Origin of the sequence: Lysobacter claricitrinus (assembly GCF_045866565.1) — a bacterium.
Taxonomy (GTDB): Bacteria; Pseudomonadota; Gammaproteobacteria; order Xanthomonadales; family Xanthomonadaceae; genus Cognatilysobacter; species Cognatilysobacter claricitrinus.
Genome location: NZ_BAAFZV010000001.1, coordinates 575,927 through 592,504 on the forward strand (window position 1 = coordinate 575,927; position 16,578 = coordinate 592,504).

The following is a 16,578-nucleotide window of genomic DNA, read 5'->3' on the forward strand; positions in this document are numbered from 1 at the left end:
CACGCGTCCGCGTGTCGGTGGTCGACGTGACCAACGGCAGGGCCGATTCAGCGATCGCGCAGGAACCGCGCCATGGAGACATCACGCTGCGACGCCGTCGGCGCGAACTCCGCCGCGATGTCGACGAAGCCGCGCATCAGCGCGATCTCGCGCGGCGTGCGGTTGAGCGAGTCACGCAGTTGCGGATCGGCGCCGGCCTTGATGAGGCGCTGCACGATGCGCGGCAAGCCGTGCAAAGCCGCCAGATGCAGCGGGCCGAAGCCGCGCGCGTCGCGGGCATCGAGCTTCACGTCCTGCGCGAGGAACTGTTCGAGCGCGGTCAGCAGCACGTCCTCGTCGGTCGCCGTGCCGGGTTCGGCGCGCGCGCCGAGCAACAGCAGAAGTGGCGTGACGCCGTTCGCCGATTCGTCCGGCTCGACACCGGCGAGCACCAGCGCATCGAGCAGCGCCGCGACGCGCGCACGCTCGCGTGAGGTGAAGGCGTAGAGCGCGGCGCAGTGCAACGCGTTGCGGCCCTGGTTGTCGACCGCATGCACGTCGGCGCCCGCCGAAATCAGGCGCATGACGAGATCCGGCAGGCCGAGCGCGCTCGCCACCATCAGCACGGTGAGATCGCCCGGCAGGCGCTGTTCGAGCGACACGCCCGACGCGACCAGCCGGTCGACGATGTCGAGGTGGCGCATCGACACCGCCGCCGACAACGCGGTCGCGCCCGACTGCGCAGCAAGGCCCGGATCGGCACCGCGTTGCAGCAGCAATTCGACGACGGCGCGATGACCACCGCCGGCCGCACGCAGCAACGCGCTGCAGCCCTGGCGATCGACCGCGTCGACCGCCATGCCGAGGTCGAGCAGGCGACGCACTGCATCGTCATCGCCGGCCATCGCGGCCGCCGGCACGTCGAGCGCGCGCAGCGGACGCCGCGGCAGCGGCCAGCCGCGCCAGTCCAGCCAGTCGGCGATGTCGCGACGGCCCGCGGCAAGCGCGACGCCGAGCGGCGTCTGCCCGTCGGTCGCGCGCAGTTCGGTGCACGCGCCGTGCGCGACCAGCAACTTGACGAGATCGACACGGCCGAGCGCCGCGGCGAGGTGCAGCGCGCTCATGCCGCGACTGTCGCGTGCATCCAGACCGACACCGGCCTGCAGAAGGCGCTCAACCAACGCGACACCGCCCATGCGCACCGCGAGCGTGATCGACGGATCGCCGCCGCGCGATGGACCGAACGGATCGGCGCCGCGCTCGAACAACTCAAGCGCCATGCGCGCGCACGCGGCGTCGCCGGCAACGCATGCGGCGAGGAAACGCGCAAGGCCGCCGCGCCCGGTCGGCGACACGCCGGCATCGAGCAGGCGACGCAACGCGGGATGCGCGGCGGGACCGCGACCGAGCAACACGAACAGTGGCGTCTGGCCCTGACCGTCGCGCACGTAGGGATCGGCGCCGCGCGCGAGCAGCCATGCGACGTTGGCCGGATCCGCGACGATCTCGTCGTCGTGCAGCAGCGAACCGAGATCGGCCGGCGACATCAATCGCGCAACGTTGTCGAGACCGTCGCCATGTTCGCGCAGGCCTTCGCGCAGCAGCGCCATGGGCGTGCGATCGGGCAGCGGGGTGTCGTCATCCTCACGGAGCGCCGCGGGCAGGCGATAGCCCGCATCGAGCGCGGCGACCAGTGCCCAGCGCCCCGCTTCCGCGGCGCGGTCGACCGGGCGCTTGCCCTGCTTGTCGACCTGCGCGGGATCGGCGCCGAGTTCGAGCAGATGGGTGATCAGTTCCGGCGTCGCACGTTCGGAATCGCAGGCGAGCGACAGCAGGCCGCGACCGTCCGCGTCCACGCGCGACGCCTGCGCCGCGCCGCCATCCGGCAGCTGGCGCAGCAGTTCGTCGGCGACTTCGAGTTGCCCGCCGCGCACGGCTTCCATGATCGGCGTGCGGCCCTGCGCGTCGGCGAGCGCCGCGTCAGCCCCGGCTTCGAGCAGCGCGATCACGATTTCCATGTGCCCGGCATGCGCGGCGACGTGCAGCGCGGTGCGGCCGGAGCGATCGCGCGCGTCGACGCGCGCCTTGTGCTTGAGCAGCAGCTGCACGCCGGCCGGGTCGTCGTCTTCCGCGCCGGCGGCGGCGAGCAATGCGGGTTGCCCGCCCGGCGGTTCCGGGCGCGCGCCGCGCTCGAGCAGGAAACGCGCGACGCGCCAGTTGCCGGCGGCGCAGGCCATGCCGAGCGGCGACAGGCCTTCGGAATTGACGACCTCGAGTTCCGCCGCGGCATCGCGCAGCAATGCGGCGACGCCGGGATCGGTGCTGCGCGCGGCGAAATGCAGCGCGGTGTTGCCGTCGGCATCGCGCAGGCGCGGATCGGCACCGTTGGACAACAGCGTCATCACCGCTTCCGGCCGGCCGTGCCAGCTGTCGCGCGTGGCGGCGAGCAGCGGCGTCATGCCCGCATGCAGCGCGTTGAGGTCGATGCCCTTGGCGATCAGTGCGCGCAGCAGGCGCAGGTCGGGCAGCACCGCGGCGAGCACGGGTAGCGCGCGCTGGTCACGTTCGCCTGCGGGCGGCGGTGCGGTGACGTCGACCCCGGCGTCGATCAGTGCGAGGGCACGCTCGACACGGCCACCGCGTGCGGCGTCATACAGCTCGCGCAGCATCACCTGCGGATCGACCACCGGCGCCGCGGGTGCGACCACGGCGGTTTCAGCGCGCGCCGCCTCGATGGACACGACGTTCTCGCTGCGCTCGGGTTGCACGCGTTCGGTGTCGCGTGCCGGCGCGTCGACACGCGCGATCAGCGCATGCAACGCGGGCCCAAGCAGCGCGACGGCTGCAGCGACCGCGATGCGCGACATGCCCGTCAACAGGCCCGGCCACGCCAACACGGTCACCGACGCGGCGACGGCAACGACCGCAGCCGCGACGCCGAGACCACGCCATGCGGTGCGATCGCTGTCGGCCATCGCATCGAGATGTTCGCGCCAGTCGCCGTCGCGTTCGACGCCGCTCCACAGCGTCCACGTCGGCCAGACCACCAGCAGCGCGATGCCGACCGCGAGGCTCAGCGCGATCGTCGCGGGAAGCGAACCGCTGCGCAGCAACGCCATCAGCGGCCATGACAGCAGCACACCGACGCCGATCGCCGCCAACGTCCACAGGCCGAGCACGACCGACGCGTGGCGACGCGGCTCGACCGCACGCCCGCGCCATGCCGACAGCCCGAGCGCTGCGAGCGGCTGCGCGAGCAACACGCCGACTGCGGTCGCCGGCGACGGCAGTGCCGCGATCGCCGCGGCCACGACCGACGCGGCGAGGAGCGCGATCGCGCGCCCGTGCAAAGAGCCGCGATCAGGCATCGCGGCTCCGGTAGTACTCGCCCGCGTCATAGGCCGCGGCGTTCGGCGGCGGCGGCATCTGCAGGAAGAAGCCGCGCGAGTCGAGCGCTTCGCGCACCTGCGCCGCGTCGGCGCGCGCGAGACGGCGCTCGGGCGACAGCTCGACTTCGAGCACGTACTCAAGCGCACCGAGTTGCGCGCGCACGCCTTCGGGCAGCGCGTCGAAACCATCGCGCTGCGCGAGATAGACGTAGGTGTCGGCCTTTCGCAGGCTCTTGTAGACGTGGGCGTGCATGACGGCAACGCTCGTGGCGGGCGTCGCTACAGCATACCCGCGGACTAGTGGTGATAGCCGCTGTCGGCGGCGACTTTGCCGGCGAACACGCGGTAAGACCACCACGTGTAGCCGAGGATCGCCGGCAGCAGCACGGCCATGCCGACCATCACGAACCCCTGCGACGACGGCGGCGACGCCGCGTTCCAGATCGTCAGCGAGGGCGGAAGGATGTGCGGCCACACGCCGAGCACCAACCCGACGAAGCCGAGCAGGAAGAAGCTGAGCGTGAGCACGAACGGGGCGGCGTCGCGACCTTCGCGCAGCGCCGCGCGCCACAGCCAGGCGGCGTTGACCAGCGCGAGCAATGGCACCGGTGCGAGCCACCAGAAGTGGCCGCCTTCGAACCAGCGCGCCATGATCCGCGAGCTCAGGAACGGCAGCCACGCGCTGACCAGGCCCATGAACGCGACCACCACCAGCACCAGCGGCCGCGCCATGTGCCGCGCCAGTCGCTGCAGCGGACCTTCCGTCTTGAGGATGAGCCACGTGCTGCCGAGCAGCGCGTAGCCGAACACCACGGCGACGCCGGTCAGCATCGAGAACGGGCTGAACCAGCCGAACGTGCCGCCGAGGTAGTGGCCCGCGTCGAGCGGAATGCCTTCGACGATCGCGCCGAGGATCACGCCCTGGGCGAACGCGGCGAAGGTCGAACCCAGCCCGAACGCCGCGCCCCAGAAGCGCTTTGCACGCGTGGCCTTGAAGCGGAACTCGAAGGCGACGCCCCGGAAGATCAGCGCGATCAGCATCAGCAGCACCGGCAGGTACAGCGCCGACAGCATCACCGCATACGCCTTCGGGAATGCCGCGAGCAGGCCCGCGCCGCCGAGCACCAGCCAGGTCTCGTTGCCGTCCCAGATCGGCGCGGCCGTGTTCATCATGTGGTCGAGCTCGTCCTCGTCGCGCGCGAACGGGGCGAGCACGCCCAGCCCGAGTACGAAGCCGTCGAGCAGCACGTACATCAGCACGCCGAAACCGATCACGCCGAACCACAGCACCGGCAGCACGGTCGCGGCGGTCACGGGCGCACCTCGCGCGCGGCGCCTTCGTCGACCGAATCCACCGACAGCGGCCGCTTGGGGCTGCGGTCGCCGTGCTCGGCATCCGGCCCCGGGTCGTGCGGCACCGGCCCGACGCGCACGAGCTTGCGGATGTACCAGATGCCCGCGCCGAACACGATCGCGTAGACGCTGATGAACGCGGCAATGGACGCGATGACTTCGCCCGTGGTCAGCATCGGGCTGACCGCGTTGGCGGTGCGCAGCAGGCCGTAGACGACCCAGGGCTGGCGGCCGATCTCGGCGACGTACCAGCCCGTCAGCAGCGCGACGAAACCGGCGAACGTCATCCATCGCCAGCCGTTGATCAGCCATCGCGTGTCGAACAACCGACCGCGACGCAGTTGCAGCGCCGACAGCCACGCAAGCGCGAGCATCGCCACGCCGAGCCCGACCATCACGCGGAACGAAAAGAACACCGGCGCGATCGGCGGTCGCTCATCGCGCGGCACCGCCTTGAGCGGCGTGATCTCGCCGTCCCAGCTGTGCGTCAGCACCAGCGACCCCACGCGCGGCAATGCGACCTCGTAGTCGTTGCGTTCGGCCTGCGGATCCGGCAGCGCGAACAGCACCAGCGGCACGCCGGCGCCGGGCGCGCCCTGCTCCCAGTGCGCTTCGATCGCGGCGAGCTTGGTCGGCTGGTACTTGTGGACCTCGAGGCCATGCAGGTCGCCGACGAAGATCTGCGTGGGCACCGTGATCGCGGCGAACAGCACCGCCATCTTCAGCATCTTGCGCGCGGCGTCGACGTGCTCGCGCCGCCACAGGTAACCGGCGCTCACGCCACCAATCACGAAGCACGTCGTGATGAACGCGGCGAGCACCATGTGCGCGAGCCGGTACGGGAACGACGGGTTGAAGATGATCGCCCACCAGTCGGCAGGCTCGAAGACGCCGGCTTGCGTGACCGTGTAACCGGCCGGCGTGTGCATCCAGCTGTTGGCGGAGATGATCCAGAACGTCGACACCAGCGTGCCGAGCGCGACCATGCAGGTCGCGAAGAAGTGCAGTTTTTCCGGCACCTTGCGCGCGCCGAACAGCATCACGCCGAGGAAGGTGGCCTCGAGGAAGAAGGCGGTCAGCACCTCGTACGTCATCAACGGGCCGAGGATGTTGCCGGCCTTCTCGCTGAGCACGGCCCAGTTCGTACCGAACTGGAAACTCATGACGATGCCGCTCACCACGCCCATGCCGAAGCTGATGGCGAAGATGCGCAGCCAGAAGAAGTAGATGTCGCGCCAGACGCTGTCGCGCGTCCTCAGCCATCGCCATTCGCAGAACGCCAGCCAGCTGGCCAGGCCGATCGTGAATGCGGGAAACATGATGTGGAACGAGATCACGAACCCGAACTGGATTCGCGAGAGCAGCAATGCATCCATCGAGGGCCCTTCCCGTCGATCGTTGGTCGTCTATTCGCCCGCGTATTGTGCGCCGCAGCGACGGTGCAGGCCAGCGACGGTCGAGCCTGCCGCCGGGCGCGTCGGCCGCGTCGCGCAAGGCGTGAAACGGCGCACGCCGGCGATGACCGACGCCACAGCCGCCCCGCGCCAGCGGCTGCTACGCTCCGCCGACTTCGTACGACCGGACCTTCCATGCGTCGCAGCAGCCTCGTCACCGCCCTCGTTCTCGCGGGCCTTGCCCCGCTCGCCCACGCGCAGTCCGCCCCGCGCATCACCCTCGACCAGGCGATGGCCGACCCGGACTGGATCGGCAATGCGGTGGAACAGGCGTGGTGGTCGTGGGACGGCCAGAACGCCTACTTCAACCAGAAACGCACCGGCGCGACCATCCGCGACACGTTCCGGCAGCCGATCGCGGGCGGCGCGGCGGCCAGGCTCGACGGCGCGGATCGCGCGGCCATCGACGGCGACGACCAGACCGTCGACGCGTCCGGCACGCGCATGGCGTTCTCGCGCGGCGGCGACATTTTCGTGCGCGATCTCAAGACCGGCGCGCTGACCCAGGTCACGCGCACCGACGCCGAGGAATCGCGTCCGCAATGGGGGCCGCAGGGCCAGCTGGTTTTCCGCGCCGGCAACGACTGGTTCGCCTGGCGCGCCGGCATCGGCGTCGCGCAGGCGTCCGCGCTCAAGACCGAGGACGACCCCGACAAGGCGAAGAAGGACGACGACCTGCGCACGCGCCAGCTGCGCCTGATCGACACCCTGCGCACCGACCGCGAGAAGCGCGAGGCCGCGAAGGCGCAGGACAAGACCTGGCGCGCCGCCGACCCCACCGCCGCGCCGCCGACCGCCTATCTCGGCAAGGATGTCGAACTGGTGGACAGCGCGTTGTCGCCCGACGGCCGCTGGCTGCTTGCGGTGACGTATCCGAAGGACGCCAACCTCGGCCAGCAAAGCAAGCTGCCGAAGTACGTCACCGAATCGGGCTACGAGGAAACCGAGGAAGCGCGCACCCGCGTCGGCCGCAACGCACCGGCCGCGCATTCGCTGTGGCTGGTCGAAACCGCGACCGGCACCGTCACGCCGCTCAAGTTCGACGACCTGCCCGGCATCAAGGCCGATCCGCTCGCCGAGCTGCGCAAGAAGGCCGGCAAGAAGCCGCTCGACGGCGCGCGCGACGTGCGCATCGAAACCGACGGGGACGGCACCGGCCCGGCCATCCACTGGAGCGACGACGGCCGCGACGCAGCGGTGCTCGTGCGCGCGGTCGACAACAAGGATCGCTGGATCGCGCAGGTCGACCTGAGCGCGAAAAAGCTGGTCACGCGCGACCGCCTCACCGACGGCGCGTGGATCAACTGGGCCTTCAACGACTTCGGCTGGATGCCCGGCGCGAACGGCCGCAACCGCCTGTGGTTCCTGTCGGAGAAGTCGGGTTACTCGCATCTGTATGTCAGCGACGCGGCGGGCACGTCGCGCGCGCTGACCTCGGGCAAGTGGGAAGTGTCGTCGCCGCACCTCACGCGCGACGGCCGGCGCTTCTACTTCGAATGTAACCGCAGCTGGCCGGGCGACTACGAAGTCTGTGCGGTCGATGCGAACGGCGGCGACGTGCGCGAGGTGACGAGCCTCGACGGCGTCGAGGACTTCGCGCTGTCGCCGGACGAATCGAAGCTGCTGGTGCGGCATTCGTCGAGCTACCTGCCGCCGCAGCTCGCGGTGGTCGACGCCAAAGGCGGCGCCGCGCGTGAACTCACCGACACGCGGTCCGCGCAGTTCAAGGGCATCGATTTCATCAAGCCCGAGATCGTGCAGATCCCGAGCAAGCACGGCGCCGGCACGATCTGGGGCAAGTTCTACGGCCCGAAGAACTACGAGGCTGGCAAGGCGTATCCGATCGTGTTCTTCATCCACGGCGCCGGTTACCTGCAGAACGTGCACGCGCGCTATCCGAATTACTTCCGCGAGCAGATGTTCAACAACCTGCTGGTGGATTCGGGCTACGTGGTGCTCGACATCGATTACCGCGCATCCAGCGGTTACGGCCGCGACTGGCGCACGGCGATCTACCGCGACATGGGGCATCCGGAGCTCGACGACCATCTCGACGCGCTCGACTGGGCGGTCGCCAACCGCCATGCGGATCGCGACCACGCCGGTCTGTACGGCGGCAGCTACGGCGGTTTCATGACGCTGATGGCGCTGTTCCGCGAGCCCGGCACGTTCAAGGCCGGCGCCGCCCTGCGCCCGGTCACCGACTGGTCGCAGTACAACCACGAGTACACGTCGAACATCCTCAACACGCCGGAACTCGATCCCGAGGCGTACGCGACGAGCTCGCCGATCGAATACGCCGCCGGCCTCAAGGACAACCTGTTGATCGCGCACGGCATGATCGACGACAACGTGTTCTTCCGCGATTCGGTGATGCTCACGCAGAAGCTCATCGAACTGCACAAGGACAAGTGGACGCTGGCGCCGTATCCGCTCGAACGCCACGGCTTCGTGCACGCGGACTCGTGGTACGACGAGTACCGCCGCATCCGCGAACTGTTCGCGCAGTCGCTCGGCAAATAATAAAGGTCGCGAACGCCTGATGCAGGACGCCGCCTCCGGGCGGCGTCTTCGTTTCCGCGTCCCGTGATCGGTTCGCGGCGATAATGGCGACACGCTATTCGTCGGCCAGATCCGGCGATCGCTTCAGCCTACGGATCCCATGCAAGACGTCGATGTCCTGATCATCGGTGGCGGTGCCGCCGGCCTCATGTGCGCGTTCACCGCCGCGCGCCGCGGCCTGCGCGTGCAGGTCATCGAGCACGCGAACCGCGTTGGCAAGAAGATCCTGATGTCCGGTGGCGGGCGCTGCAATTTCACGAACACCGGCACGACGCCCGCGAACTACCTGTCGGGCAATCCGCACTTCTGCAAGTCCGCGCTGGCGCGTTACACGCCATGGCATTTCATCGAGCTGGTCGAGCGCCATCGCATCGCCTACCACGAGAAGGAACTCGGTCAGCTGTTCTGCGACGAGTCGTCCAAGCTCATCGTAAAGATGCTGATGGACGAGTGCGACGCGGCCGGCGCGCGCGTGCGGACGAATTGCAGCGTCGAACGCATCGAGCACGAAGGCGACCGCGACTTCCGCGTGCACACGACGGCCGACATCGTACGTGCGCGAGCGCTGGTCGTCGCCAGTGGCGGCCTGTCGATCCCGAGCATGGGCGCGAGCGGTTTCGGTTATGAGCTCGCGCGAACATTCGGCCACACCGTGCTGCCTACGCGCGCAGGTCTCGTACCGCTGACGTTGAGCGGCACGCACCAGGAGCGGTTGGCCGACCTCAGCGGCGTTGCATTCCCGGTCACCGTGGAAGCGAACGGCGCCAGCTTCAGCAACCAGATGCTGATCACGCATCGAGGCCTGAGCGGTCCGTCGATCCTGCAGATCTCGTCGTACTGGCAGCCGGGCGACGAACTGCTCGTCGACCTGTTGCCCCAGCACGATGCGCATGAGTTCCTGACCTCGCAACGCCACGCGCGGCCTGACGCGATGCTGCACACCATTCTTTCGGAGGTGCTCCCGAAACGTTTCGCGCAAAGGCTCTGCGATGTGTGGCTGCCCGATCGCCCGATCAAGCAGCTCACGCCGCCGCAGCTGCGCGACGCCGCCACGCTGCTGCAGCGCTTTCCGATCGTCGCCAGCGGGACCGAGGGCTATCGAACCGCGGAAGTCACGCTCGGCGGTGTCGATACCAACGAGTTGTCGTCGACGACGATGGAATCCAGGCGCGTGCCCGGCCTGTACTTCATCGGCGAAGTCGTCGACGTGACCGGCTGGCTCGGCGGCTACAACTTCCAGTGGGCCTGGGCCGCGGGCGACGCCTGCGGTCGCGCCGTCTGCACGGACTGAGTCAGCGACGCGGCGCGACGCCGCTCGAACGCCGCACGCACAGCGTGTACGGCACATGCAGCATGCGGCCGCTGCCCGGCGTCTGCACCGCGGCCAGCAATTCCAGCGTCGCAAGCCGGCCCATTTCGTGCGTCGGCTGGTGCACGGTGGTGAGCGGCGGAAAGATCTGCGTCGACATCGGCGTGTCGTCGAAGCCGCAGACGGAGAGATCTTCCGGAACGCGCAGCCCCTGCTCCAGCGCGACCGAAATCACGCCTGCGGCCATGTCGTCATTGGCGGCGAAGATCGCGGTAGGGCGGCGCTTCTGCGCGAGCAGCTCGCGTGCGGCGCGTGCACCGGATTCGAACGAGAACTCGCCCGGCATCAGCAGCGATTCGTCGATGTCGAGCCCCGCGCGCTGCAGCCCGAGCCTGTAGCCGGCGATGCGCCAGCCGGTCGCGCCGTGCGCGACATGGCCGGAAATGTGTGCGATGCGGCGATGCCCGAGCGATGCGAGGTGCTGGACCATGTCGCAGGCCGCCTGCGTCTCGTCCATGCCGACGCCGATGCTGCCGGCGCGATCCTTCGGCGAAATGCACGCGACCGGAATCTGCATTTCCGCGAGGCGCGCGCGCAGTTCGGGGATGTCGGTGATCGGCGGCGTCAGCACCAGGCCGTCGGGTTGCGAGCGTCGCACCAGGCCTTCGACGCGTTCCAGCAATGCCGGCACGTCGGTCTCGACCGGGCACAGCAGCATCGCGTAGTCGTTCTGCTCGCAGGCGGCGAGCGCGCCCGACATCACGCCCATCAGGTAGTTGTCGGACGGGTTGTTGTAGAGCAGCGCGACCAGGAACGACTTACTGCCGGCGAGGCTGCGCGCCGAGAAGTGCGGGATGTAGTTGAGGCGCTTCACCGCTTCGAGCACGCGATCGCGGGTCTCCTCGCGCACGTTCGGCTCGCGGTTGAGCACGCGCGAGACGGTCTTCATCGAGACCTGGGCGGCCTCGGCGACGTCTTCGATGCGTACTCTCGACACCATTGATCGCTCCCATCGGCCTGCGTTCGGCCGGCGCTGCCCTGGTTGGCAGGCGACGCGGCGCGGCACAGTGTAATGGCCCCTTCCGGGCAGCCCGGCACGGCATTCCGGAATGGCGATTCCCCGGACGCCGCCGATCCTACCCGAAAAATTGACAGCGCTATCATCCGGCCAAAGTTTGCGGCAGACTCCGGCCGACCCTCCGCTGGAGACCGTGTCAATGGCTTCGTACTCGGCTGCATCGCCCGTCTCGACCACCGACGCGCCCGCGGACACCACGCGTCCGCTGGTGATCGTCACCGTGCTGTTCTTCATGTGGGGATTGCTGACGTCGCTCAACGACGTGCTGATCCCGCACCTCAAGTCGATCTATACGCTCAACTACACCCAGTCGATGCTGGTGCAGTTCTGCTTCTTCGGCGCGTACTTCCTGGTATCGCTGCCGGCCGGCGCGTTGATCCGCCGCATCGGTTACCAGCGCGGCGTGGTCACCGGCCTCGCCATCGCGGCGACCGGTTGCCTGCTGTTCTTCCCCGCGGCACGCAGCGGCTACGCGCTGTTCCTGGTCGCGTTCTTCGTCCTCGCGTCGGGCATCACCATCCTGCAGGTTGCGGCGAATCCCTATGTCACCGTGCTCGGCGATCCGCGCACCGCGTCGAGCCGGCTCACGCTCACGCAGGCGTTCAACTCGCTCGGCACGACGGTCGGCCCGTACTTCGGCGGTGCGCTGATACTCGCCGGCGCGCAAGCGCTGACGCCCGAACGCATCGCGGCGATGGACGACTCGGCGCGCGCGCTTTATCGCAGCACGGAAGCCGCGACCGTACAGGGTCCATACCTCGGCCTAGCCGCGGCGCTCGCGTTGCTCGCCGTGGTGTTCGCGATCGTGCGACTGCCGCGCATCGCGCACGACGACACGCTGCCCGGCACGCCGTCCGCATCGATCCTCCGCCATCGCCATCTCGTGCTCGGCGCCGTCGCGATCTTCCTGTACGTGGGCGCTGAAGTGAGCATCGGTTCGCTGCTGGTCAACTTCCTCGGCGAGCCGCGTATCGGCAGCCTGCCGGCGGCGGATGCAGCGAAGTACGTCAGCTACTACTGGGGCCTGGCGATGGTCGGGCGTTTCATCGGCTTCGCCGCGATGCGCCATGTGCGGCCGGGCATCGCGCTGGGCTTCAACGCCGCGATGTCGATGCTGCTGGTGCTCACCGCGACGCTCGGCAGCGGCACGCTGGCGATGGCGGCGATCATCGGCGTCGGACTGTTCAACTCGATCATGTTCCCGACCATCTTCAGCATGGCGTTGCATCGCCTCGGCGATCTCACCGGCAAGGGGTCGGGCGTGCTGTGCATGGCGATCGTCGGCGGCGCGATCGTGCCGTTCCTGCAGGGCGCACTGGCCGATCGCGTCGGCCTGCAGCCGTCGTTCTTCCTGCCGATCGCCTGCTACGCGTTCATCCTGTTCTTCGGGCTGAAGTACGCGCGGCTTTATGAGTACGCGGACTGACGCGCTGGTCGCCGCGGCGTTCGTTGCGGCGATCGCGTTACCGACGGTCGCCGCGCCGTCGGTCGTGCGCATCACGCACGACGCGGCCGGTGCCTACCACCTGCAGGTCGACGGCCGTCCGTTCGTGATCCGTGGCGCCGGCCTGCAGGACGGCAACCATGAAGCGCTGCGCGAACGCGGCGGCAATGCGTTCCGCACCTGGCGTCCCGGCGACGATGCGGACGCGATGCTCGATCGCGCGCATCGAAACGGCCTGCATGTCGCGCTCGGGCTCGAGGTGGAAAGCGAGCGCCACGGTTTCGATTTCGACGATGACGCCGCTGTGTCGCGCGAAGTCGATCGCATCCGCGACGAGGCATTGCGTTATCGCGACAAACCAGCGCTGCTGATGTGGATCGTCGGCAACGAGCTCAACCTCGATGCGAAGAACCCGCGCGTGTGGGATGCGGTGAATCGCATGGCGGCCGCGATCCACGCGGTCGACCCGAACCATCCGGTGATGACCACGCTCGCGGGCATCGATCCCGCCGTCGTCGCGCAGGTGAAGGCCCGCGCACCGCAGCTCGACCTCATCGGCGTGCAGCTCTATGCCGACATCGCCGGGCTCGACGCGAAGATCCGCCAATCAGGCTGGACCGGGCCTTACGTCGTCACCGAATGGGGACCGACCGGGCACTGGGAAAGCCCCGCTACGCCGTGGGGCGCGCCGATCGAGGACGACAGCGCCGGCAAGGCGACGCTGCTGCGCGATCGCTACCTGCAGGAGATCGCGCCCGACGATCCGCAACGCCTCGGTTCGTTCGTGTTCCTGTGGGGCGCGAAGCAGGAACGCACGCCGACGTGGTACGGGCTGTTTCTCGACTCGGGCGAATCGACGCCGGCGGTCGACGCTCTGCAGGCGGCATGGACCGGTCGCGCGCCCACGAACCGTGCGCCGCTGGTCGCGACCTTGACGATCGATGGCCGCGTGGCATCGAGCGGCGTCGTGCTCGCACCGGGCACATCGCATGCCGCGCATGCGAACGTCGACGAACCCGACGGCGACCGCACACAGGCGCGCTGGTACGTGCTCGAGGAAAGCCGCGCCACCTCGACCGGCGGCGATCCCGAAGCACGGCCGACCGCGATCGACATCGATGCGCAGCCCGTCGACGCCGGTACCGCGCGCTTCGTCGCGCCGACGCACCCGGGCAATTACCGCCTGTTCCTGGAAGTGCGCGACGGCCGCGGCCACGCCGGCTACGCGAATACGCCGTTCCGCGTCGAAGCACGCACGCCCGACTGACACCGCGCGCGGTCATGCGGCAGTGCAGCGTGCACGTGCCGCCGGTCGCCTTCACGCTTCGACTGACAACGCTGTCAGGCCAACCGGGCCGACGCGCCACTGCACGCCGCTTCGGAGTTCCACATGCCGTCATTTCCGTCCCGTGCCCCGCGCCGCCTCCTCCTCGCGGCATCGCTTGCCGTCGCGGTATCGGGCATCGGCAGCGCGACCGCGCAGTCGGCCGCTGCAGCATCCGCCGTCGCGCATCCCGACCTCTGGCCGAAGATGACCTCGCCCGTGCCGCGCGATGCACGCATCGAAGCGCGCATCCGCGAACTGCTCGGGTCGATGAGCGTGGAGGAGAAGGTCGGCCAGGTGATCCAGGGCGACCTCGGCAGCCTCACGCCGGACGACGTCCGCACGTACCACCTCGGCTCGGTGCTCGGCGGTGGCAATTCCGACCCGGGCGCGAAGTACAACGCACCGGCGAAGGACTGGCTGGCGCTCGCCGATGCGCTGCACGACGCCTCGGTCGACACGACGAAAGGCGGCCACGGCATTCCCGTGCTGCTCGGCATCGACGCCGTGCATGGCCACAACAACGTGGTCGGCGCGACGCTGTTTCCGCACAACATCGCGCTGGGCGCGATGAACGACCCCGCGCTGGTGCGCCGCATCGCGCGGGCGACCGCCGAAGAACTGCGTGCGACCGGTTTCGAATGGACATTCGCGCCCACCGTCACCGTGCCGCGCGACGATCGCTGGGGCCGCACGTACGAAGGCTATTCGGAAGATCCGGCGCTGGTGTCGCGCTATGCGACCGCGGTGGTCGAGGGCCTGCAGGGTGGCGTCGGCACCAAGGACTTTCTCGACGCACGCCACGTCGTCGCATCGTCCAAGCACTACATCGGCGACGGCGGCACGTTCGAGGGCAAGGACAAGGGCGATACGCGCGTATCCGAACAGGAACTGCGCGACGTCCACGGCGCGGGCCACATCGCCGCGCTGAAAGCGGGCACGCAGACGGTGATGGCGTCGTTCTCGAGCTGGAACGGCGCGAAGATGCACGGCAACCGCACGCTGCTCACCGACGTGCTCAAGCAGCGCATGGGCTTCGACGGATTCGTGGTCGGCGACTGGAACGGCCACGCCGACGTACCGGGCTGCACGCCGACCAACTGCCCGACCGCGCTGCTCGCGGGCGTCGACATGTACATGGCGCCCGACAGCTGGAAGGGCCTGTACGACACCACCGTCAAGCAGGTGCGCGACGGCACGATCCCGATGCAGCGTCTCGACGACGCCGTCGCACGCATCCTGCGCGTCAAGCTGCGGATGGGCCTGTTCGATGCGCCGAAGCCGTCGCAGCGCGTGCTTGGCGGACACTTCGAACAACTCGGCAGCGACGCGCATCGTGCGCTCGCGCGCGAAGCCGTGCGCAAGTCGCTGGTGCTGCTGAAAAACGACGGCGTCGTGTTGCCGATCAAGCCGAACGCGAACGTGCTGGTCGCCGGCGACGGCGCGGACGACGTCGGCAAGCAGTCCGGCGGCTGGACGCTGAGCTGGCAGGGCAGCGGCACCGAACGCGCGGATTTCCCGAACGCCGAATCGATCTGGGACGGCATTCGCGCCACCACCGCGAGCGCGGGCGGACATGCGCAGCTGTCGGTGGACGGCGCGTACACGACGAAACCCGCCGTCGCGATCGTCGTGTTCGGCGAGGACCCGTATGCGGAGTTTCTCGGCGATATCCCGAGCCTCGCGTTCCGCCACGGTCGCGGGCACGACCTCGAGATGCTGCGCCGGTTCAAGGCCGCCGGCATTCCGGTGGTCGCCGTATTCCTGTCGGGTCGTCCGTTGTGGATGAATCGCGAGATCAACGCGTCGGATGCGTTCGTCGCCGCGTGGTTGCCGGGCTCCGAAGGCGCGGGCGTCGCCGACGTGCTGTTCGCCGATGCGTCGGGCCAGCCGCGCCATGACTTCAGCGGTCGCCTGTCGTTCTCGTGGCCGCGCACTGCGGTGCAGACGCCGCTCAATGCCGGCCAGCCGGGGTATGACCCGCAGTTCGCGCTCGGGTACGGGCTGAGCTACGCCGCGCCGCGCAAGGTCGGCGTGTTGTCGGAGGAATCCGGCCTCGGCAACGCCGACGCCGATCCCGCGGTGTTCTTCGAACGCGGCAAGGTCACGCCGGGCTGGACGTTGCGCATCGCCGACAAGGACGGCGAGGCGAAGAACGTCCGAACGCTGCCCTCGCGCGATCTCGTGCGCGGGCTCGCCGTGAGCGCGACCGACCACTACGCGCAGGAAGACGCGCGTCGCCTGCAATGGCGTGGCCCGGCCGAAGTGTCGTTGAAGGCCGACGCACCGATCGACCTCTCGCGCGAGGCGATGGCCGGCGCGTCGCTGGTGACGACGCTGCGCATCGACACGCCCGCGCGTGGCGACGTCGACATCGCGATGGGGGGCGGCCATGTGCCATTGACCGCCACCCTCGCCGAGATTCCGACCGGGCGCTGGACGCGCGTCGCGGTGCCACTGGTGTGCTTCGCGCGTGGCGGCGCCGACCTCACGAAGGTCGACGACGTCTTCCATGTCACCGCCGATGCGGGCCTGGACATCGTGTTCTCGCAGATCGAACTCGACACCCAGGCCGACCACGCGGTGCAGTGCAACATGCACTGAGCGCTGCACCGCAACACGGTTTTCCCGGGTTTTTCCAGTGTTTCCCGCGTCATCCGACCGGCTGTCGCCTTCCGTTTGACAA

General features: G+C 69.0%; 10 protein-coding genes. 5 read left to right on the plus strand and 5 right to left on the minus strand.

Going from position 1 to position 16,578, the window contains the following annotated elements; translation table 11 throughout:
• Positions 1–47: 47 nt before the first annotated feature.
• From ACKTTN_RS02510 to ACKTTN_RS02525, 4 genes are read right to left on the minus strand one after another with little or no spacing between them, the layout of a single operon-like run.
• Positions 48–3,347, minus strand: coding sequence for an ankyrin repeat domain-containing protein (locus tag ACKTTN_RS02510; protein ID WP_407908295.1), 3,300 nt, complete (start codon positions 3,345–3,347; stop codon positions 48–50).
• Positions 3,340–3,621 (minus strand): YcgL domain-containing protein, encoded by a 282-nt coding sequence (locus ACKTTN_RS02515; RefSeq protein WP_407908296.1) that lies wholly within the window; start codon positions 3,619–3,621, stop codon positions 3,340–3,342. The genes ACKTTN_RS02510 and ACKTTN_RS02515 overlap by 8 nt, the downstream gene beginning before the upstream one ends.
• 44 nt (positions 3,622–3,665) lie before the next feature.
• The gene (gene cydB / locus ACKTTN_RS02520; RefSeq protein WP_407908297.1) at positions 3,666–4,682 is read right to left on the minus strand and encodes a cytochrome d ubiquinol oxidase subunit II; all 1,017 of its coding nucleotides are present in this window, start codon (positions 4,680–4,682) and stop codon (positions 3,666–3,668) included.
• Entirely contained in the window at positions 4,679–6,097 is a 1,419-nt protein-coding gene (locus tag ACKTTN_RS02525) for a cytochrome ubiquinol oxidase subunit I (RefSeq protein ID WP_407908298.1), read from the minus strand. The genes cydB and ACKTTN_RS02525 overlap by 4 nt, the downstream gene beginning before the upstream one ends.
• A 213-nt stretch (positions 6,098–6,310) precedes the next feature.
• Between ACKTTN_RS02525 and ACKTTN_RS02530 the strand changes: the two genes are divergently transcribed.
• Together ACKTTN_RS02530 and ACKTTN_RS02535 are read left to right on the plus strand one after the other, a co-directional pair.
• Positions 6,311–8,698 (plus strand): S9 family peptidase, encoded by a 2,388-nt coding sequence (locus ACKTTN_RS02530; RefSeq protein ID WP_407908299.1) that lies wholly within the window; start codon positions 6,311–6,313, stop codon positions 8,696–8,698.
• Positions 8,699–8,837: 139 nt separating this feature from the next.
• Positions 8,838–10,028, plus strand: a complete 1,191-nt coding sequence (locus ACKTTN_RS02535) for a BaiN/RdsA family NAD(P)/FAD-dependent oxidoreductase (RefSeq protein WP_407908300.1) — start codon at positions 8,838–8,840, stop codon at positions 10,026–10,028.
• A gap of 1 nt (position 10,029) precedes the next feature.
• On the opposite strand, the gene ACKTTN_RS02540 is transcribed toward ACKTTN_RS02535, so the two are convergent.
• Complete coding sequence (locus ACKTTN_RS02540) at positions 10,030–11,046, minus strand: LacI family DNA-binding transcriptional regulator (RefSeq protein WP_407908301.1); 1,017 nt, start codon at positions 11,044–11,046, stop codon at positions 10,030–10,032.
• Positions 11,047–11,263: 217 nt separating this feature from the next.
• Between ACKTTN_RS02540 and ACKTTN_RS02545 the strand changes: the two genes are divergently transcribed.
• The 3 genes from ACKTTN_RS02545 (at position 11,264) to ACKTTN_RS02555 (ending at position 16,496) form a co-directional block, all read left to right on the plus strand.
• The gene (locus tag ACKTTN_RS02545) at positions 11,264–12,550 is read left to right on the plus strand and encodes a sugar MFS transporter (RefSeq protein ID WP_407908302.1); all 1,287 of its coding nucleotides are present in this window, start codon (positions 11,264–11,266) and stop codon (positions 12,548–12,550) included.
• Entirely contained in the window at positions 12,534–13,835 is a 1,302-nt protein-coding gene (locus tag ACKTTN_RS02550; protein ID WP_407908303.1) for a glycoside hydrolase 5 family protein, read from the plus strand. Before ACKTTN_RS02545 ends, ACKTTN_RS02550 begins: the two co-directional genes overlap by 17 nt.
• A gap of 123 nt (positions 13,836–13,958) precedes the next feature.
• Positions 13,959–16,496: a glycoside hydrolase family 3 protein gene (locus ACKTTN_RS02555; RefSeq protein WP_407908304.1), complete on the plus strand. Its 2,538-nt coding sequence runs from the start codon at positions 13,959–13,961 to the stop codon at positions 16,494–16,496.
• Positions 16,497–16,578 lie beyond the last annotated feature (82 nt).

Excerpts from the sequence above, each read along its gene's own strand:
- ACKTTN_RS02510 (WP_407908295.1), bottom strand. The coding sequence starts at position 3,347 with ATGCCTGATCGCGGCTCTTTGCACGGGCGCGCGATCGCGCTCCTCGCC.
- ACKTTN_RS02515 (WP_407908296.1), bottom strand. The coding sequence starts at position 3,621 with ATGCACGCCCACGTCTACAAGAGCCTGCGAAAGGCCGACACCTACGTC.
- ACKTTN_RS02525 (WP_407908298.1), bottom strand. The coding sequence starts at position 6,097 with ATGGATGCATTGCTGCTCTCGCGAATCCAGTTCGGGTTCGTGATCTCG.
- ACKTTN_RS02530 (WP_407908299.1), top strand. The coding sequence starts at position 6,311 with ATGCGTCGCAGCAGCCTCGTCACCGCCCTCGTTCTCGCGGGCCTTGCC.
- ACKTTN_RS02535 (WP_407908300.1), top strand. The coding sequence starts at position 8,838 with ATGCAAGACGTCGATGTCCTGATCATCGGTGGCGGTGCCGCCGGCCTC.
- ACKTTN_RS02540 (WP_407908301.1), bottom strand. The coding sequence starts at position 11,046 with ATGGTGTCGAGAGTACGCATCGAAGACGTCGCCGAGGCCGCCCAGGTC.
- ACKTTN_RS02545 (WP_407908302.1), top strand. The coding sequence starts at position 11,264 with ATGGCTTCGTACTCGGCTGCATCGCCCGTCTCGACCACCGACGCGCCC.
- ACKTTN_RS02550 (WP_407908303.1), top strand. The coding sequence starts at position 12,534 with ATGAGTACGCGGACTGACGCGCTGGTCGCCGCGGCGTTCGTTGCGGCG.
- ACKTTN_RS02555 (WP_407908304.1), top strand. The coding sequence starts at position 13,959 with ATGCCGTCATTTCCGTCCCGTGCCCCGCGCCGCCTCCTCCTCGCGGCA.